The sequence below is a fragment of the Brucella sp. RRSP16 genome (genome assembly GCF_052246815.1).
Taxonomy (GTDB): Bacteria; Pseudomonadota; Alphaproteobacteria; order Rhizobiales; family Rhizobiaceae; genus Brucella; species Brucella intermedia.
In genome coordinates this window covers 352,335-370,782 of record NZ_JBQQAM010000002.1, presented here as the reverse complement: position 1 = coordinate 370,782, position 18,448 = coordinate 352,335, and the positions used below count along the sequence as shown (strand labels likewise).

The following is an 18,448-nucleotide window of genomic DNA, read 5'->3' as shown; positions in this document are numbered from 1 at the left end:
GAAAAGGCTTGACCTTCCAACGGTGGGAAGGACTATTTAAGGAGCAACTCTCGAATTATGCCCTTCCCGGGCGGTGAAAGGGATTGCCATGAACAAGCCTGTAAATCACGAAACCATCAGCTTTCCTGTCCCTGTCGAAGGGATGAGTTGCGCTTCATGCGTGTCGTCCGTGGAAAAAGCTGTCGCCAAGGTTCCTGGCGTCGACAAGGTGTCCGTCAATCTCGCAACTGAACGCGCCGACGTGACTTTCAAAGGCGCGCCGGATTTGCCGTCGGTGATCGATGCCATTCGCAAGGCGGGTTATGAAGTGCCAGCCGCCAGCATCGATCTGGCCATCGAGGGCATGAGCTGCGCGTCCTGCGTCAGCAAGGTCGAGAAGGCTTTGAACGGCGTGCCGGGCGTGACCCGCGCCAGCGTCAACCTTGCAACGGAGCGGGCGCATGTCGATCTGGCCGGGCAGGTGTCGGTCAACGAGCTTGTCAAGGCCGTTGAAGCTGCCGGCTATGAGGCGCGGTCGCTTGATGACGGGCAAGGCAGCGACAGGCAGGAAACCCAGTCCGAAAAGCGGGATGCGGAAGCGGCAGAGCTGAAGAAAAGCGTCATCCTTGCCGCCCTTCTGACATTGCCCGTCTTCGTGCTGGAAATGGGGTCGCATCTCATCCCTGCGGTTCATATGTTCGTCATGGACCGCATCGGCATGCAGAACAGCTGGTATCTGCAACTCGTGCTCACGACGCTGGTCCTGTTTGGCCCCGGTTTGCGCTTTTTCAGGAAGGGAATCCCGACGCTCCTGCGCGGCACGCCGGATATGAATTCGCTCGTGGTGGTGGGTACGCTCGCGGCCTGGGGCTTCTCCGTCGTCGCGACCTTTTTCCCGGCGGTGCTGCCTGAAGGCACGGTAAACATTTATTTTGAAGCCGCCGCCGTCATCGTCACGCTGATCCTGATCGGGCGTTTTCTGGAAGCGCGCGCCAAGGGGCGCACCAGTGCGGCTATCAGCCGGCTGGTTGGCTTGCAGGCGAAATCGGCGCGTGTGGTGCGTGACGGCGAAACGGTCGATGTGCCGCTCGAAGATGTGCGCGCAGGCGATGTCGTACAGGTTCGTCCCGGCGAGAAAGTGCCGGTCGATGGCGAAGTGATCGAAGGTTCGTCCTATGTCGATGAATCGATGATCACCGGCGAGCCTGTGCCCGTCGCCAAGGAAAAAGGCGCGGAAGTGGTGGGCGGCACGATCAACAAGACCGGCGCCTTCACCTTCCGCGCCACCAAGGTTGGCCGCGACATGGTGATTTCGCAGATCATCCGCATGGTCGAGGACGCGCAGGCCGACAAGCTGCCCATTCAGGCCATGGTCGACAAGGTGACGGGCTGGTTCGTCCCCTCGGTTATGGTCGCCGCCGCCCTGACCTTCGCCCTGTGGCTGGCGATTGGCGGCACGGGCATGCTGGGTTACGCGCTGGTGAACGCCATTGCGGTTCTCATCATTGCCTGCCCGTGCGCCATGGGCCTCGCCACACCGACATCGATCATGGTTGGCACCGGTCGCGCAGCCGAGTTCGGCGTCCTGTTCCGCCGTGGTGATGCCTTGCAGACCTTGCGCGACGCTTCCGTAATCGCCGTCGACAAGACTGGCACGCTGACGCAAGGTAAACCCGCACTCGCGCATTTCGCAACGGTCGAGGGCTTCGACAGGGACGAGCTTCTGGCGCTTGTGGCAGCGGTGGAAGCCCGCTCCGAACACCCGATCGCCGACGCGATTGTGGAAGCCGCGAAGGCGAAGGGATTGAAGCTCGCGGACGTATCGGCTTTTGAAGCAGTCCCCGGTTTCGGCTTGAAGGCGCAGGTTTCCGGCCATGAGGTGGCCATCGGTGCCGACCGTTACATGGCGAAGCTTGGGGCTGATGTTGCTGCCTTTGCCGATGATGCGAAGCGCCTCGGCGATGAAGGACAGTCCCCGCTCTATGCGGCCATTGACGGCAAGCTGGCGGCGATCCTCACCGTCGCCGATCCGATGAAGGAAACCACGCCAGCGGCGATTGCCGCCCTTCACGAGCAGGGGCTGAAGGTCGCGATGATCACCGGCGACAATCGCCGCACGGCTGAGGCCATCGCCAAACGTCTGGGCATTGATGAAGTGGTTGCGGAAGTGCTGCCGGACGGCAAGGTCGAGGCGCTGAAACGCCTTTCGGCGGGCGGCAAGCGGATCGCCTTTGTCGGCGATGGCATCAACGACGCGCCCGCACTCGCCGCTGCCGATGTCGGTATCGCCATTGGCACCGGAACGGATATCGCGATTGAAAGTGCTGACGTGGTGCTGATGTCGGGGGATCTGCGCGGCGTGGTCAATGCCATCGCCATATCGAAGGCGACGATCCGCAATATCGGCGAGAACCTGTTCTGGGCCTTCGCCTATAACGTTGCACTGATCCCCGTCGCGGCGGGTGTTCTCTATCCCTTCACCGGCACGCTGTTGTCGCCGGTTCTGGCGGCAGGCGCCATGGCTTTCTCGAGCATTTTTGTCCTGAGCAACGCCTTGCGGCTCAAGGCCTTCAAAAGCCCGATAGAGGCGTGAACAAGAAAGGCGCGGTATTGACCGCGCCTTTGTTTTAGTGGGTGCCTACAGCCTTGCCGTATGTCCGCACAACATTGCGGACGGCTTCTACCATCAAGGCATGCGGCGTTGCTTCGACCGCTCCAGCCGCGACTGCCGGATAGAGCGTGCCGAGATATTGGCTGATCAGTGTTTCCGGTATCTTGCGGCCTTCCAGACGCTTCAAAAGCGCGTCCACGGCAGCCGTCGCCACCGGATGCGGCCAGTAATAGCGAATGCGGTCGCTATAGGAGAAATGGCGCTGCAGACGCAGTTCCTCGCCATCGCCGTGGTAATATTTTTCCCAGTTCTTCGGCTCGGCCAGAAGCAACGCTTCCATCTTGCCGCGCAGGGTTTCCTCTTCCGGCAGCTTGTCAAGGAAAGCCGCAATCTGGTCGAGGCCATAGAGCGCCTCGCGCAGCGCGAAAGTCAGGCCCGGCCCGACTTTCAAAATGGCGAAACCGTCGTGAACCAGATCGGAAAGCGCTTCCACCGGCTGATAGTCGGTCGAATGGGCTTCGAACACGAATTGCGGCATTTCGCCGAGAACGCCGCTCAGCGCCGTCGCCTTCTCGCTATTGTAGAACACGACATTCTCGTTGCCGAACTCGACACCCGGCTGCACCACGACGCCGATGGCGCGGGCAAAGGCATCGTCCAGTCCGAGTGCTGCGAAAGCCTTGCGGTGAATGGCGACGGTTTCGACCGCCGCGTCCGGCCTGGTCAGTTCCAGCTCTTCGATTTCTTCCATCGCGCCGCCGGGGATCGGCACTTCGGTGCCGATGATGTAGACCGGCAGATCGTAGCCGGCTTCACGGGCGGCAGTTTCCGAAACTTTTGCAAGCCGCGCCGCGCGCTCGGCGGTCACGGCATCGGGCAGGGCGACCGGCTCGCCCGCGCAGCCCATCGACGTGTCGAGATGGATCTTGGTAAAGCCCGCGCGCACGAAAGCGTCGATCATGACGTCCGACTTCGCAAGGGCTTCCTCGGCGGGCAGGTGCTTCCACGGGTTGGGACCAAGATGGTCGCCGCCCAGAATGAGCCGCCTGGTGTCGAAGCCGACGCGGGTGGCGATTTCTTCCACAAAACGGCGGAAGTCGGCAGGCGTCATGCCGGTATAGCCGCCATCCTGATTGACCTGATTGCAGGTGGCCTCGATCAGCACATCCGTGCCGGTCGCCACGCCTTCGAGCAGGGCTGCTTCGATCACCAGAGGATGCGCAGAGCAGATCGACGTGATGCCGCCACGAACCCCGCTGGCGTAACGTGCGGGAAGTGCGCTCAGAACTTTCGTGCTGCTCATGCTGGAACTCCGTATTTCTGAAGGAAGGCATCGATTTCAGCCATGGTCGAGGTGCCCTCCATCGGCCCCTTGACGCCAACGGCGCGCGCGCCGGTGGCATTGGCGATGACGAGAGCGTCCTTCGGTGCCATGTCGCGCAGCCAGCAGGTGACGAATGCCGCGCCAAAACTGTCGCCCGCGCCGGTCGGGTCGATTTCATCGACCTTGAACGCTGGCGCGAAAACCTCGCCGGACTGGTCGAAATAGCTGGCGCCTTCCGCGCCGCGCTTGATGACGACGGCCTTGATGCCGCGCGCCAGCAGTTCTTCCACGGCGGCCTTTTCCTCGGTCGCTCTGGTGAAGAGGAAAATTTCCGGGCCGCTCGGCATGAACAGGTCGGTATTCTCCAACGCATGGGCCAATGCCTGGCGCATTCCGGGCAATTCCAGCATTTCCTTGCGGATATTCGGGTCGAAGGACACGGTGCCGCCCTTCGCCTTGATGCGGATCGTCGCCTCGTGGATCGCCGAGACAATGCCTTCGGAGAAGAGCGCCGAACCCATGATATGCAGGTGATCGGCGGTCTCGATCAGCCTTTCGGCTTCCGGTGTCAGGCCGATGGCGCTGCATGCGCTGTGCTTGATATTGAAGATGAAATCGCGATTGCCGTCCGGGCGATAGCGCACGAAGGCGCTGCCGGTCGCCGCTGTCGGATGCACGCCGATGGCCGAAACATCCACGCCGTCTCTTTGCAGGCGCTCGACATTGAGCGCGCCGAAATCGTCATTGCCGACCGCGCTGACCATGCCGCATGGCTGGCCCATCCGGGCGGCCTGATCGATGAAGATCGCGGGCGCGCCGGAAGCGAACGGGCCGATCAATGGGATGGCGGACTTGAAACCGTTACCGGTTTCCACGGCCATGATTTCGACGACGATCTCGCCGATGGTGATGATCTTCTTCATATGGGGCACCGCGATTACGTGCGCATGGATTTCGAGCGCACGTCGAGCCAGACGGCGACCAGAATGACCACGCCCTTGACGATGAGCTGATAGAAATAGGGCACGGACAGCATGTTCATGCCGTTGTTGATGACGCCGATGATGAGCGCGCCAAGAATGGTTCCGACCATGGTGCCGACGCCGCCGGCAAGCGAGGTGCCGCCAAGCACGACCGCGGCAATGGCGTCGAGTTCGTAACCCATGCCCGCATTGGTCTGCGCCGAGGACAGGCGCGACGAAAGCAGGATGCCGCTGATCGCCGCCATGACGCCGGAAAGCATGAAGACGATGATCTTGATGCGGTCGACGCGGATACCGGAATAGATCGCTGCTTCCTTGTTGCCACCCGACAGATAGATGCGGCGACCGAAGACCGTCTTCGACAGGAGGATATAGTTGAAGATGAACAGGACGCCGACGATCCAGATGATGATCGGCAGGCCGAGCCAGCTTTCCGAACCGATGGCAAGCCATGCATCATTGTCGATGATTTCGGGCGCGCCATTGGTCGGCAGGCTGACCATGCCGCGATAGATGCCCATGGTCGCGACGTGACGATGAAGGATGGCAGCATCAGCTTTGCCGAAAGCACACCGTTCAGCCCGCCCATGATGGCACCCGCCGCAAGGGTGAAAACGACCGTCGGCACGAAGCCGAAGCCCATGGCGAAGGCCTGTGCCGCCACCATGCCGGATACGGCGATGATCGAACCGATGGAAAGATCGATTTCACCGAGCAGGATCACATAGGTCATGCCATAGGCGGCGACGGCGATCACCGCCACCTGCTGCATGATGTTCATGAAATTGTTAAAGGCGAGAAAGCGCGGATTGAGCACCGCGAAGACCACGCAGAGCACGGCCAGCGAGATGATGATGCCGCCATATTGGCGCACCAGCGGGGAGCTGAAAAGCGAACGGCGGACTTCGGCGTCCACGGCTTTCTTCTGAATATCTGCGTTGCTCATTGATGCATTCCTGCTGCGTAGCTCATGACGGTTTCCGGCGTAAGGCCATCGGCATCGACGATGGCGGCGACATGCCTGTTGTGCATGACGGCCACGCGGTCGCTGAGGCCCAGCACTTCCGGCAGTTCGGAGGAAACCATCAGGATCGCCGCGCCATTGGCGGCAAGTTCACGGATGATGCGGTAGATTTCGAATTTCGCGCCGACATCGACGCCGCGTGTCGGCTCATCGAGAATGAGAATGCGCGGCTTTGTCTGGAGCCATTTTGCCAGCACGATCTTCTGCTGGTTGCCGCCGCTGAGCGATCCGGCAACCGTATCCAGCGAAGCTGTCTTGATGGCAAGCCGCAGCACTTCCGCCCTGGCGGCAGAACGCTCCGCACTGGAACGCATGAGCCCGAGCGGGCCTGCCAGCTGGCCGAGCCCGACCATGTTGATGTTGCGTTCCACGCTGTGCGGAAGAACGAGGCCTTCTTCCTTGCGGTTTTCGGTCACGAAAGCAATGCCGTTGCGAATGGCGTCGGAAGGCGAGGAGAGGGCAACAGGCTTTCCGTCGAGGCGGATTTCACCCGTTGGCCGCAGCATCCCGAACAGCGCCTTCATGACGTCGGAACGGCCGGAGCCGACCAGTCCGAAAAGGCCCAGAACCTCACCGGGCTTCACACCGATGGAAACATCGTGAAACTTGCCCGCGACCGAAAGGTTCTTCGTTTCTAGGATGGGCGCCACGCTCGCCGATGGTCTTGGCGCGACGCGCGGCGGATAGATGTCGTTCATCTCACGGCCGACCATGAGGGCGATCAGCCGCTCGATGGTGGTCTCGCTCTTTTCGGTGGTCGTGACATATTCGCCGTCGCGCACGACCGTAATATCGTCGGAAAGCCGCATGATTTCTTCCATGCGGTGCGAGATGTAGATGACGGCGGTGCCGCGTGCTTTCAGGCGCTCGATGATCGAGAACAGGATTTCCGCTTCGCTGTCGGAAAGCGACGAGGTCGGCTCGTCCAGAATGACGACGTCTGCGGGCTGGCTGAGGCCCTTGGCGATTTCAACGAGCTGGCGCTGGGCAATCGACAGGTCGCCGACCTTCGCGCGCGCATCGACCGGCAGGCCAAGCTCATGGATAAGCTTTTCGGCGGCGGCGTTCAGCTCGCGCTCCCGGATGAAGCCGAAGCGGCTTGGCTCGTGATTGGCGAAGATGTTTTCGGCGACGCTGAGATTGCGCGACAGGCTCAGTTCCTGAAAGACGATGGCAATGCCGTTTGCGCGGGCATCGCGCGGGTCTTTCGGCGCATAAGACGCGCCTTTGAGCTGTATCGTTCCCGAAGTCGGCTTGAACACGCCGGCGAGGATCTTCATCAGCGTGGATTTGCCGGCGCCGTTCTCACCGAGCAACGTATGGACGCGGCCGCGACGAACGGTCAGGTTCATACGCTTCAGCGCGACCACCGGGCCGAAGGATTTTGCCACATCGCGAATCTCGAGAACGGTGTCCGAAACGGCTTTTCGTTCGGATTTGGCGGCTGTCACAGTATCTGTCACTCTTGGGGCCTCCATTCTCCGTTGTCAGTCTATCGGCGGAACTTCGCTCGAACGAAATCCGCGATCAAAAGGGATGCGGCGGCGGCAGGCGCGTGGTGTTCGCCGGGCCGCCGCACGCAGAATGGAAACAGCGACTGGGAGGAGCGTCGCTGTTTCACGCGGTGTTACTTGGTTTCGCCGTCCTTGGTGACGACACCCGGAACGATCGGCTGCTTGGCCGGAACTTCCTCACCCTTGATGACCTTGGCAGCGGTTTCAACCGCAACCTTGCCCATCTGGTCGGGATACTGGGCAATGACGCCAACCATGACCGGGTCGTTCTTCACGGCGTTGCGGGCTTCTTCCATGCCGTCGAAACCGATGACCTTGACCTGGCTTTCAAGCTTGGCCGACTTCACCGCCGAGGCAGCGGCCAGTGCGGCGTCGTCGCCGAAGCCGAAGATGCCGACGATATCCGGGTTGGCCTGCAGGATGTTCTGAGCAGCCGAAAGGGCTTCCGGACGGGTGATGCCCGGCTGGATCGCAACGATCTTGATGTCCGGATATTTGGCGATGCCCTTCTTGAAGCCTTCGATGCGATCGACGACCGACTGGACCGTCGGGTAATCGATAACGGCGACATTGCCCTTTTCACCGATGGACTTCGCCATCAGTTCGGCGGCCTTCTCGCCGCCTGCGAAATTGTCCGTGCCGACGAAGGAGGTCACATCGACATTGTTGGCCGGAACATCGACGGTAATGACCTTGATTCCTGCCTTCTGGGCCTTGTTGATGGCCGAGCGAACGCCCTTGCTGTCAACCGGCGAGATGACGATGACGTCGACGCCCTTGGTGATGAAATCTTCCACATCGGCGAGCTGCTTGCTCAGGTCCTGATTGGCGATGGCGATTTCCAGCGGCACATTCTCTGCCTGCGCTTCCTTCTTCATCGCGTCTGCGAGCGAGATGTAGAACGGATGCTGCTGGGTGAGAAGCGATGCGCCGATGCCTTCGGCAGATGCAGCGCCTGCCATCATGGCCAGGGCTACGCCGGAAAAGAGAATACGGCTGAGCGATTTGCGAAACATGATTTCCTCCGAATGACCGGCGCTCGCCGGGGCGTCCTTCTGTAGGGACATGAACAAGGGTTTTTCCTGCAGGTTCATCAGTTGTCGCCAACTTCAAACCTCCCGAAGGGCAGGGCCTCCAGCTCAAGAAGAGCTTCCCTAGACATGATAGAGCTTGTTCAACGTGTCAATATAAAATTTTTCACGTGTAAAAATTATAACGATTGAATTTGAACGTCATCAGCGCGGATGAGCCGCCGCAAGAACAGGAAAGCGTGGATCGCCGAAGGACCGCCCGCCGAAATTTGTTGCGTCTCAACGGAAAAAAATTTACGCATGAAAACAAATTGGATGGCGCCGTAAAATCGCTATGATACCCCGAGGGGAAAAGCAGGGCATGACCGAACAGAAGATCAGGACGATGGAAGAGTTCGCAGCCGCAAGCGGATTGTCCCGTCCCACGGTCTCGAAATATTTCGACAATCCAGAAAGCGTAAAGCCCTCGACGCGCCTTCGTATCGAAAAGGCGCTGAAGGATTACAACTATCAGCCCAACATCTTCGCGGTCAGCCTCAACCGCAAGAAGCCCAAGAATATCGGCGTCATCGTCCCCCATATTTCCGATCCGTTCTATGCGGAAATCATCCGCCAGATCGAAATGCGCTGCCTGGCGGAAGGCTACTGGCCGATCGTTCTGTCGTCGCATGGCGAGAGGAAACTCGAGGCGCGGGCGATGCGCACGCTCATGTCTCTCAAGATCGCGGGCGTTCTGATGGCTCCGCTCGGTTTCGAGACGGATGCGAAGCTGCTTTCCAGCCTGTCGGATTCGACGCCTGCGGTTTTCCTCGACAGCCGTATCGGCGACGATCAACCCTTTGTCGGCACCGATAATCGCCAGAGCATCGGCAACATTACCGAATATCTCTGCCGAACGGGCGAACATCCCTGCTTCCTCGAAATGCCGGCGGTAAACCAGAACGCGCTGGAACGGCGTTCGGCCTATATCGAAACCATGGAGAGGCTGGGCGTTGAGCCGATCGTGCTTCCCATCACGGCCAAGAACTGGAATTTCGAGGAACTGGGCTATCAGGAAGCAGGCCGGATTCTGGATCGCGGCGGGTTTCCGACGCGAACCGTTTTATGCGCCAATGATCGCCTGGCCTTTGGCGTCATTTCCGCAGCATTCGAACGGCGGCGACATGTCGGGCGCGAAGAAGGCTGCGATCTTCGGGTCGCCGGTCACGACGACCATCCTCTCAGCCGCTTCACCTGTCCGCCGCTGACGACGGTCGCGCAGGACTACCGGCAAATCGCGCAACTGGGTCTCGACATGCTTTTCTCGCGGATCAATGCGCAGGAAAGCGGGGCGGCAGTCGAGAAGGAAATCCGGCGTCTGGACAGCCATCTCATCATGCGCGGCTCTGCCTGATATCCCGAAAAAGCCGCGTAAAAGACACAGGTCGCACATTTTCGCCATTCCTTCGCCACAATTGTCGAGCGAAAAAATGCATGTTTGTGTGCAGTTTTGCGCCTTTTGAGTGCGCAAACCCCCTTTGCCGCCACTTTGCCTTAATCACGGGCGGCGCTCATTTGTCCTGATCGCGCCTCCTAATCGGACAATAGAAAGATACACCTGCCGCTCTGGATTTTTTCCATGTTCGCCTATGTGGATAGGCACGCAGTAGGGAGTTGTCCGGCAGACCGAATGCTGCGAGACTTGCAACCATATCTGGCCATATCAGGAATGCCTCGAAATTGGTGAGCGGTTGGTCCGCACGGTTTTCCCGCATCGGCGACGGAACGCCGATTGTACTGGAAGGGGGTAACATCTTGCTTATCTGGTTAACTTCTCTCGTACTTCTTTTGATCGGGTTTTCGCTCGGAGCAGGCGGCATCTGGCTCGCCCTGCTGGGCGGCAGCTGGTATTATATACTTTCGGCGATCGGCTTTCTGCTGACCGCCGTTCTGCTTTCGCGGCGTAGCGGCGCCGCACTATGGGTTTACGCTCTCGTCATTCTCGGATCGCTTGGCTGGGCCGTTTATGAAGTCGGCTTCGACTGGTGGCAGCTCGGCGCACGCGGCGGCGTCATCGTGCTGCTTGGATTCTGGCTGCTGACGCCATGGATCAGGAGGCCACTGAACAAGGGGGCAGGCGACAGCGGCCTGCCGCTGGCCGTGGCATCGGTGATCGCAATCCTGGTTGCCGGTTATGCGATAACGCAGGACACCTACAATATCGCAGGCGACCTGCCGACGGAAAAAGTGGCTGCGACGCCCGATCTCGGCGGCAACGTGCCCGATGGCGAATGGCATCAATACGGTCGAACGCCTTACGGCCAGCGCTATTCGCCGCTGACGCAGGTAACGCCGGAGAACGTCGCCAAACTCCAGGTTGCCTGGCAGTACCAGACCGGCGACGTGAAGCAGCCGCAGGACGTGGGCGAAACGACCTATCAGGTCACGCCGCTCAAGATTGGCGATTCGCTCTATCTGTGCACCCCGCATAACTGGGCGATTGCGCTGGATGCGGCGACCGGCAAGGAAAAGTGGAAGTTCGACCCGAAGGTCGGCTTCAATACGGACCGCCAGCACCAGACCTGCCGCGGCGTCAGCTACTGGAAGGATGCAACGGCAACGGCAGGCGCGAAATGCGCCGAGCGGGTCTATCTGCCGACGTCCGATGCAAGGTTGATTGCGCTGGATACGGCAACCGGGGAAATCTGCACGGATTTCGCCAATGGCGGGACGCTCGATCTCAGCCATGGCATGAAATATAATCCGGCAGGCTATTATTACTCCACCTCGCCCCCGGTCGTTGTCGGAGACAAGATCATCGTCGGCGGCGCCGTCAATGACAATTACTCGACGCAGGAACAGTCGGGCGTCATTCGCGCCTTCGATATCCGCACCGGGCAGCTGTTGTGGAATTGGGATTCCGGCAATCCGGATGTGACCACGCCGCTCCCCGAAGGCGAGCACTATACGACGAACTCGCCGAACAGCTGGTCCGTTTCGAGTGTGGATGAAAAGCTCGGACTGGTCTTTGTGCCGCTCGGCAATAAGGTGCCGGACCAGCTTGGCATGGACCGCAGCGAGAATGTGGAGAAATATTCCTCCTCCATCGTTGCGCTCGACGTGAACACCGGACAGGTTCGCTGGGTGCGCCAGACGGTCCACCATGATCTGTGGGACATGGACGTTCCGGCCCAGCCGGTCCTGCTGGATATCAACGGTGTCCCGGCGCTGGTCGGCCCGACCAAGCAGGGCGATCTCTATGTCCTCGATCGGCGCACCGGCGAACCGATCATTCCGGTCAGGGAAATCCCGGCGCCGACAGGCGCTATACCGGAAGACCATACGGCTCCCACGCAGCCGATCTCCGATCTGACTTTCAGCCCGCCGCCCTTGCGCGAAAGCGACATGTGGGGCGTGACGATGTTCGATCAGCTCGCCTGCCGCATCAAGTTCCACCAGTTGTTTTACGAAGGCCGCTACACGCCGCCTTCATTGCGGGGAACGATTGTCTATCCCGGCAATTTCGGCGTGTTCAACTGGGGTAGCGTGGCGGTCGATCCGGTCCGGCAGGTGATGTTCGGCATGCGACCTATCTCGCCTTCACCTCCCGTTTGGTTCCACGCGCCGATATTCCGCCGAAAGGACAGGATGAAAAGGGAAGCGAGCAGGGCCTGAACCGCAATGATGGCGCGCCCTATGGCGTGTTCATGGGGCCGTTCCTCGGTCCGCTCGGCATTCCCTGCCAGACGCCGCCATGGGGCTATGTCGCCGGGGTGGACCTGCGCACCGGCAAGATTGCCTACAAGCATCGCAACGGGACGATCCGCGACATGTCGCCGGTTCCGCTTCCGTTGAAGGTAGGCGTCCCGGGTATCGGCGGCCCGATGATCACCGCGGGCGGCGTCGTCTTCCTGGGCGCGGCGGTGGACGACTATCTGCGCGCCTATGACCTGACTTCCGGCAAGCAGCTCTGGGAGGCCCGCCTTCCGGCTGGCGGCCAGTCGACCCCGATGACCTATACGGTCGGCGACCAGCAGTTCGTCCTGATGGTGGCGGGCGGGCATGGTTCGGTCGGGACCAAACCGGGCGATTATGTAATCGCCTATACGCTGCCGAAGAGCTGAGGCAGCGATATGAATGAAAAACGCCGGGAGCAATTCCGGCGTTTTCATTTGACGGTCTCAGATCTTGCCGTGCAGCAATTCGCCTTTGCGCGGAGCCGGACGTTTGCGGCCCTCGGCACTGTTTTCGGCAAGCTGGTGGATGATCGGGCAATCGGGACGGTTGTCGCCGTGGCAGTTCTTGGCGAGGTAGCGCAGCGTATCGGCCATTTCCTGCAACTGGCGCATCTTGGCTTCCAGCTCCTCGACATGCCCAAGCGCCACCTTCTTCACGTCAGCCGATGCGCGGTTGCGGTCACGCCAGAGCGCCAGCAGTTCCTTGATCTGCTCAACCTGAAAACCGAGATCGCGGCTGCGGCGGATGAAGCGCAGGGTTTCGACATCTTTCTGCGTATAGACGCGGTAACCCGAACCGGTCCTCTCGGCGGCTTCGATGAGCCCGATTGTTTCATAATGGCGGATCATCTTCGCCGATATGCCAGATGCTGCAGCTGCCTGCCCGATGTTCATCCCGTTCCTCGCTGGCTGGTTCCAGCCAAGGATATAGGAATGCAGAGGCATCTTTCAAAGAGCGGTTCCGGTTCGTCCGGTACGTTTCAGGAGATAATGCTCAATTGCCTGAAACCCATCGAAGATGAGTATGGCAAGTGCGGCCACGACGAGCCCGCCCTGCAAAACGAAGGCGAGATTGTTGGAAATCAGCCCGGCAATGATGACTTCGCCAAGGGTTCTGGCAGCGACCGTGGACCCGATGGTGGCAGTCGCAAGGCTGATCACGGCGGAAAGCCTGATGCCCGCCAGAATGACCGGCATGGCCAGCGGAACCTCGATTTTCACTAGCCTTTGGGCGCTGGTCATCCCCATGCCGCGCGCGGCTTCGACAACCGGCGATGGCAAGGTGGTCAGCCCTGTCAGCGTGTTTTCAAAGATCGGAAGCAGGCCATAGAGGAAGAGGGCGATCAGGGTCGGCTTGTCCCCGAAACCGAAGATGGGAACGGCCAGCGCCAGCACCGCGACCGGAGGAAAAGTCTGCCCTATGTTCACGAGGCTGCGTGAAAGCGGCAGAAACTCCGCGCCGTGCTTTCTGGTCACGAAGATCGCCAACGAGACGGCCACGAGTGTCGCGGCCAGTGTTGCGAGCGCCACGAGGCCCAGATGCTGCAAGGTCAATGTCACGAAGCTGGCGTGATCATAGATGGCTGGCACGCCTTCATCGACGAGCGGGCGAAACAGCGGCTCGAACAGCCGGGGCCGCGCCAGGAACAGGAGCAGGATGCCCAGAAGCATGAGGCGCGGGACAATGGACACGAGCAATCTCATGCCGGACGCTCTGCCTGATGCAGAAGCCTGTCGAGCGTGACCCGGCCGAGAGGGCGTCCTTCCGCGTCGAGAACGGGAAGCGCCTTGCGCCCGGACCACAGGAGTGCGGCAAGCGCATCGCGTTGCGATGCCGTTACCGGCAGGGTTTCACCGCTCGCATCACCCGGCTGGAGCACGGTTTTCAGGTCCATCAGCGAAAGGAGACGGAAGGGCCGTTCGCCCGTACCGACAAGACGCTCGACGAAATCGGTTGCCGGACGAGCAAGGATTTCCGCCGGTGGACCATATTGCAGCAGTTTTCCATCATCCATGACGGCGATCCGGTCGCCCAGCGAGATCGCTTCCTCCATGTCGTGCGTGACAAGGATTATGGTCGTGCCGAGCCGCTTCTGGATCGCCTTCAGGTCTTCCTGCGCCTTGGCCCGGATAACCGGATCGAGTGCCCCGAAGGGCTCGTCCATGAGAAGAATGTTCGGCCCGGCGGCAAGCGCTCGCGCCACGCCGACGCGCTGCTGCTGCCCTCCGGAAAGTTCGTGCGGATAGCGGTCGCGATAGTCGGCAGCCTCGAGCTGGAAGAGGTCCAGCAATTCATCGACGCGTCTGTCGATGCGCGGTTTATCCCATCCGAGCAGCAGCGGAACTGTTGCAATATTCTCCGCCACGGTGCGGTGCGGAAAAAGCCCGTTCTGCTGGATGACATAGCCGATCCGCCGCCGCAGGACATGGCCGGGTTCATCCATGATGCTGCGCCCATCGATGCGGATTTCTCCATCGGTCGGCTCGACCAGACGATTGACCATCCGCAGCAGGGTGGTTTTGCCCGATCCCGACGTCCCGACAATGGCGGCGATGCTGTGCGGCTCGATGGTGAAGCACACGGCGTCGACCGCTGCGCGCCCGTTATAGCGCTTCGTGATATGGTCGAACTCGATCATAGGGAGCTGCCTTTCTCCGTGATTTCTATCGCGGCATCGAGGATGACGGCGGCTGCAAAGGCGAGAAGAACGGTCGGCAGGGCGCCCAACAGGACGAGGTCCATCGCCGTCTGGCCGATCCCCTGAAAGACGAAAGTTCCGAAGCCGCCGCCGCCGATCAGCGCCGCGATGGTCGTCAGGCCGATATTCTGCACCATGACGATGCGTATGCCGGTGAGGATAACGGGAAATGCCAGCGGAAACTCGGTCTTGAAGAGGCGTTGCAGGCGGGTCATGCCCATGCCGCGCGCGGCATCCGTCACCGGCTCCGGCACCTGCGCCAGCCCTGCCACGGTGTTGGCCACGATTGGCAGCAGCGAATAGAGAAAAAGCGCGACGAATGCCGGTGCCGCGCCGATGCCACGAATGCCGAGGGCGCCGACCCATGGAAACTGGGTGGCGACCCAGCTCAGCGGCGCAATCAGGATGCCGAACAGCGCCATCGACGGAATGGTCTGCACGATATTGAGGCTGTTCAGAACGAAAGCGCGCAGTTTGGGCACGCGATGGCAGACAAGTCCGAGCGGAATGCCCACCACCGTGGCCGCGAGGAGCGAGCCCAGTGCCAGCGCTATGTGCCGTTGTGCTTCATTCCAGAAGCTGTCCGCCCGGCCTTGATATTCCTTCATGAAGGAGATGCTGTCCCACAGGCCCGACGAAAGCAGAAGCGCCAGAAGCAGACCTGCAACGACCAGCAGTCCCACACGCAGGAACGGACCGGCCCGCAGCCGCACCAGCCCATCGGCGACATAAAGGGCGCTGGCAAAAAACAATAGCCAGAAGCCGGAAGCCGGAGAAACGCGTGCGTAATTGTTTCCTTCGGGCGAGAGATATGTCGCGGCGAGCCCGATCGCCGCCAGCACAGTCGCAAGACAGAACAGAGCCGCCACGAGCCGCAGCCAATTGTTGCTGCGAACAAGCCCGATCAGCAGCCCTCCCGCCACGATAGCGGCAAGCGCCAGCGCCAGTTCGGTCGGCAGGGCGTCGAAAACATGGCGCGGCTCACCGTGAACGATGCGGTTTGCCCGAAAGTTCGCAAAAGGCAGGAGCAAACCCGACAAGCCGATTGCCGCAATGACCAGTCCGAGCTTGTCGATATGGGCAAGCAAGCCCTTCGTGCCATTTGCCCGGATCGTCTCATTTGCTGCACTCATGCCCGGCAAATACCCGCGCCTATTACAGAAAACCGTTGGTCTTGAGAAACTCCTCAGCGACCGCCTTTGCCGGTTCACCTCCGAGCTGCACACGGCCGTTGAGTTCCTGAAGGGTCGTGAGATCGAGCTTTGCGAAAACCGGCTTCAGCAGCTCCTCGATTTTCGGGTTTTTCTTCAAAACCTCTTCCCGGATGATCGGGGCGGGCTGATAGACCGGCTGCACATGCTTGTCGTCCTCGAGCACGACAAGCCCGGAAGGCGCGATGCCGCCATCGGTGCCGTAGACCATGGCCGCATTGGCGCCGTTGGTCTGGTTGGCGGCGGCGGCGATGGTCGCGGCCGTGTCGCCGCCTGAAAGCGTGATCAGCTGGTCGGGTTTCAGGGTGAAGCTGTAGGCGGTCTGGAAGGCTGGCAGGGCGGCCGCCGAATTCACGAATTCCGACGATGCGGCCAGAATGACCTTTCCGCCGCCTGAAATGTATTTTCCGAATTCGCTCAAATTCGTAAGCTTGTTTTCGTCGGCGACGTCCTTGCGCACCGCAATGCCCCAGGTGTTGTTTGCCGGCGAGGGGGCGAGCCAGACGATCTTGTTGGCATCGTAGTCGAGCTTTTTCGCAGTCTCGAACGCCTTGGCGGCATCTTTCCACAGCGGGTCGTCCGCCTTGTTGAAGAAGAAGGCCGCATTGCCGGTATATTCGGGATAAATGTCGATTTCGCCTGCGGTGATCGCCTTGCGCACCACGGGCGTGGCGCCAAGCTGGATGCGATCCGTGGTCTGGATGCCGTTTGCGTTGAGAACGGCCAGAATGATGTTGCCGAGAACGCCGCCTTCCGTGTCGATCTTGGAAGAGACGACCACTTGTGCATGCGCGACGCTGGAAAACTGGATTGCGCCCGCAAGGAGGGCAAGTGCGACGGCACTTCCCTTGAATAGATTTCCGTACGACATGCTTTTCATCCCATCGCGCTGGTTTTTCCTCGTGAAGGTAAACTATAGCGCGAGCGGGAAAAGGAAACCGTCGTTCGACACCCCTCCTGACAGCGGGCTGGCAGGAGGGGTGATGTCAGGGGGCTCGATCAGCCGATGAAATCGCTTTGCGTGCCGTGTGCTTCGATGGCCTGTGCAAGGCGCTGCAGCGCGTGGACATAGGCTGCCGAGCGGACCGTCACATTATGCTGCTTGGCATGGTTCCAGATGGCGCGGCCTTCGCGTTCCATGATGGTTTTCAGGCGCTCATGGATTTCTTCGAGCGTCCAGTAATAGCCCTGGCGGTTCTGCACCCATTCGAAATAGGAAACCGTCACGCCACCGGCATTGGCGAGAATATCCGGCAGAACGACGACGCCGTTTTCTCCCAGTATCCTGTCGGCTTCCGGCGTCACCGGGCCATTGGCGAGCTCGACGATCAGCCTGGCCTTGATGGATGCCGCATTGTCCGCATGGATCATGTTTTCCATGGCGCTCGGCACCAGAACATCACATTCGGCTGCAAGCAGCTCATCGGCGGAGATGGCTTCGTGGCCATTCTTGCCGGCGGTGGAAACGACCGACTTGCCCTGTTCCTTGGCCTGCATCAGCAGGTCGAGATCAAGGCCGCCGGCGCAGTAGACGGCGCCGGACGAATCCGAAACGGCGACGATCTTGTGCCCGTCGCCGGCCATCAGCTTGGCGATGAACTGTCCGGCATTGCCGAAACCCTGAACCGTGACGCGAAGCTGCGAAGCAAGGCCCAGATCCTGCGCCAGATGGCGCACGAGATAGAAGCCGCCGCGCGCCGTCGCATCGTTGCGGCCGAGCGAACCGCCGAGCGCCAGCGGCTTGCCGGTGATGACGGCAGGCGAGGACTGTCCGACGATCTGGGAATATTCGTCGGCCATCCAGCCCATGATCATGGAATTGGTGTAGACGTCGGGTGCGGGAATATCGCGGTCCGGGCCGATGATGCCGGAGAAAGCCTGGATATAGGCGCGCGAAAGGCGCTCAAGCTCAGCCTTAGAAAGCTGGCGCGGATCGACCTGGATGGCACCCTTGCCGCCGCCATAGGGAAGGTTCATGACCGCGCATTTGAACGTCATCCAGAAGGCCAGCGTCTCGACTTCTTCGGCGGTCGATTCCGGATGGTAGCGAATGCCGCCCTTGGTCGGTCCGCGCGTGTCGTCGTAGCGGCAGCGCCACGCAAGAAAGGATTTGCGCGAGCCATCGTCCATGCGAATCATCAGTCGCACTTTCATGGTCTCACGTGCATATTTCAGCTTCTCGATGACATCCGCATCGATGTTGATGTGGCTTGCCGCCTCGTCCAGACGAACGAGTGCGCTTTCGAGTAGATTCTCCTTAGTCACGGAATCACCTTTCTTGCGTTTCTTTTATTTTGGACGCGATTTTACGAAAGAATGCGTAGACCTTTGCGCAACAAAAGAAAAGGAAAAAGGA

General features: G+C 60.4%; 12 protein-coding genes and 2 pseudogenes. 3 read left to right on the top strand and 11 right to left on the bottom strand.

Translation table 11 applies throughout. The features are described from left to right. The first annotated feature begins 88 nt into the window (after positions 1–88). On the top strand, positions 89–2,572 hold the full coding sequence (locus tag ACS5UA_RS04940) for a heavy metal translocating P-type ATPase (protein WP_021586334.1): 2,484 nt from the start codon (positions 89–91) through the stop codon (positions 2,570–2,572). Between the two features lie 34 nt (positions 2,573–2,606). Here the strand turns inward: ACS5UA_RS04940 and ACS5UA_RS04935 are convergent, their stop codons facing one another. The 5 genes and pseudogenes from ACS5UA_RS04935 to ACS5UA_RS04915 all read right to left on the bottom strand — a co-directional run bounded on the left by ACS5UA_RS04935 (position 2,607) and on the right by ACS5UA_RS04915 (position 8,451). Next, on the bottom strand, positions 2,607–3,893 hold the full coding sequence (locus ACS5UA_RS04935) for a D-tagatose-bisphosphate aldolase, class II, non-catalytic subunit (RefSeq protein WP_021586333.1): 1,287 nt from the start codon (positions 3,891–3,893) through the stop codon (positions 2,607–2,609). Further along, on the bottom strand, positions 3,890–4,837 hold the full coding sequence (locus tag ACS5UA_RS04930; RefSeq protein ID WP_021586332.1) for a tagatose kinase: 948 nt from the start codon (positions 4,835–4,837) through the stop codon (positions 3,890–3,892). Before ACS5UA_RS04930 ends, ACS5UA_RS04935 begins: the two co-directional genes overlap by 4 nt. A 14-nt stretch (positions 4,838–4,851) precedes the next feature. Then, positions 4,852–5,843: pseudogene (locus ACS5UA_RS04925) on the bottom strand (ABC transporter permease). Further along, complete coding sequence (locus ACS5UA_RS04920) at positions 5,840–7,399, bottom strand: sugar ABC transporter ATP-binding protein (protein WP_031346502.1); 1,560 nt, start codon at positions 7,397–7,399, stop codon at positions 5,840–5,842. The pseudogene ACS5UA_RS04925 and the gene ACS5UA_RS04920 overlap by 4 nt, the downstream one beginning before the upstream one ends. 149 nt (positions 7,400–7,548) lie before the next feature. Then, positions 7,549–8,451 carry a substrate-binding domain-containing protein gene (locus ACS5UA_RS04915; protein WP_025089726.1) on the bottom strand — a complete coding sequence of 301 codons (903 nt, stop codon included), beginning with the start codon at positions 8,449–8,451 and terminating at the stop codon, positions 7,549–7,551. A gap of 376 nt (positions 8,452–8,827) precedes the next feature. Here ACS5UA_RS04915 and ACS5UA_RS04910 point away from each other — a divergent pair, with 376 nt between their 5' ends. Further along, positions 8,828–9,859 carry a LacI family DNA-binding transcriptional regulator gene (locus tag ACS5UA_RS04910; protein WP_443101210.1) on the top strand — a complete coding sequence of 344 codons (1,032 nt, stop codon included), beginning with the start codon at positions 8,828–8,830 and terminating at the stop codon, positions 9,857–9,859. Positions 9,860–10,260: 401 nt separating this feature from the next. After that, a pseudogene (locus ACS5UA_RS04905) lies at positions 10,261–12,569 on the top strand (glucose/quinate/shikimate family membrane-bound PQQ-dependent dehydrogenase). 57 nt (positions 12,570–12,626) lie between these two features. Here the strand turns inward: ACS5UA_RS04905 and cueR are convergent. The 6 genes from cueR to ACS5UA_RS04875 all read right to left on the bottom strand — a co-directional run bounded on the left by cueR (position 12,627) and on the right by ACS5UA_RS04875 (position 18,357). Then, a complete protein-coding gene (cueR, locus tag ACS5UA_RS04900; RefSeq protein ID WP_006470808.1) occupies positions 12,627–13,076 on the bottom strand; it encodes a Cu(I)-responsive transcriptional regulator in 450 nt (149 codons plus the stop codon). 54 nt (positions 13,077–13,130) lie between these two features. Continuing rightward, positions 13,131–13,886 carry an ABC transporter permease gene (locus ACS5UA_RS04895; protein WP_443101209.1) on the bottom strand — a complete coding sequence of 252 codons (756 nt, stop codon included), beginning with the start codon at positions 13,884–13,886 and terminating at the stop codon, positions 13,131–13,133. After that, on the bottom strand, positions 13,883–14,821 hold the full coding sequence (locus ACS5UA_RS04890; protein ID WP_021586326.1) for an ABC transporter ATP-binding protein: 939 nt from the start codon (positions 14,819–14,821) through the stop codon (positions 13,883–13,885). Before ACS5UA_RS04890 ends, ACS5UA_RS04895 begins: the two co-directional genes overlap by 4 nt. Further along, a complete protein-coding gene (locus ACS5UA_RS04885) occupies positions 14,818–16,014 on the bottom strand; it encodes an ABC transporter permease (RefSeq protein ID WP_443101208.1) in 1,197 nt (398 codons plus the stop codon). The genes ACS5UA_RS04890 and ACS5UA_RS04885 overlap by 4 nt, the downstream gene beginning before the upstream one ends. Before the next feature lie 22 nt (positions 16,015–16,036). Next, positions 16,037–16,963 (bottom strand): glycine betaine ABC transporter substrate-binding protein OsmF, encoded by a 927-nt coding sequence (osmF, locus tag ACS5UA_RS04880; protein ID WP_443101207.1) that lies wholly within the window; start codon positions 16,961–16,963, stop codon positions 16,037–16,039. 128 nt (positions 16,964–17,091) lie between these two features. After that, positions 17,092–18,357, bottom strand: coding sequence for a Glu/Leu/Phe/Val family dehydrogenase (locus tag ACS5UA_RS04875; protein ID WP_021586324.1), 1,266 nt, complete (start codon positions 18,355–18,357; stop codon positions 17,092–17,094). Positions 18,358–18,448: the final 91 nt, after the last annotated feature.

What these genes read in the sequence shown, in the direction of transcription:
- ACS5UA_RS04940 (WP_021586334.1), top strand. Translation starts at nt 89, where the DNA reads ATGAACAAGCCTGTAAATCACGAAACCATCAGCTTTCCTGTCCCTGTC.
- ACS5UA_RS04935 (WP_021586333.1), bottom strand. Translation starts at nt 3,893, where the DNA reads ATGAGCAGCACGAAAGTTCTGAGCGCACTTCCCGCACGTTACGCCAGC.
- ACS5UA_RS04930 (WP_021586332.1), bottom strand. Translation starts at nt 4,837, where the DNA reads ATGAAGAAGATCATCACCATCGGCGAGATCGTCGTCGAAATCATGGCC.
- ACS5UA_RS04920 (WP_031346502.1), bottom strand. Translation starts at nt 7,399, where the DNA reads ATGGAGGCCCCAAGAGTGACAGATACTGTGACAGCCGCCAAATCCGAA.
- ACS5UA_RS04915 (WP_025089726.1), bottom strand. Translation starts at nt 8,451, where the DNA reads ATGTTTCGCAAATCGCTCAGCCGTATTCTCTTTTCCGGCGTAGCCCTG.
- ACS5UA_RS04910 (WP_443101210.1), top strand. Translation starts at nt 8,828, where the DNA reads ATGACCGAACAGAAGATCAGGACGATGGAAGAGTTCGCAGCCGCAAGC.
- cueR (WP_006470808.1), bottom strand. Translation starts at nt 13,076, where the DNA reads ATGAACATCGGGCAGGCAGCTGCAGCATCTGGCATATCGGCGAAGATG.
- ACS5UA_RS04895 (WP_443101209.1), bottom strand. Translation starts at nt 13,886, where the DNA reads ATGAGATTGCTCGTGTCCATTGTCCCGCGCCTCATGCTTCTGGGCATC.
- ACS5UA_RS04890 (WP_021586326.1), bottom strand. Translation starts at nt 14,821, where the DNA reads ATGATCGAGTTCGACCATATCACGAAGCGCTATAACGGGCGCGCAGCG.
- ACS5UA_RS04885 (WP_443101208.1), bottom strand. Translation starts at nt 16,014, where the DNA reads ATGAGTGCAGCAAATGAGACGATCCGGGCAAATGGCACGAAGGGCTTG.
- osmF (WP_443101207.1), bottom strand. Translation starts at nt 16,963, where the DNA reads ATGTCGTACGGAAATCTATTCAAGGGAAGTGCCGTCGCACTTGCCCTC.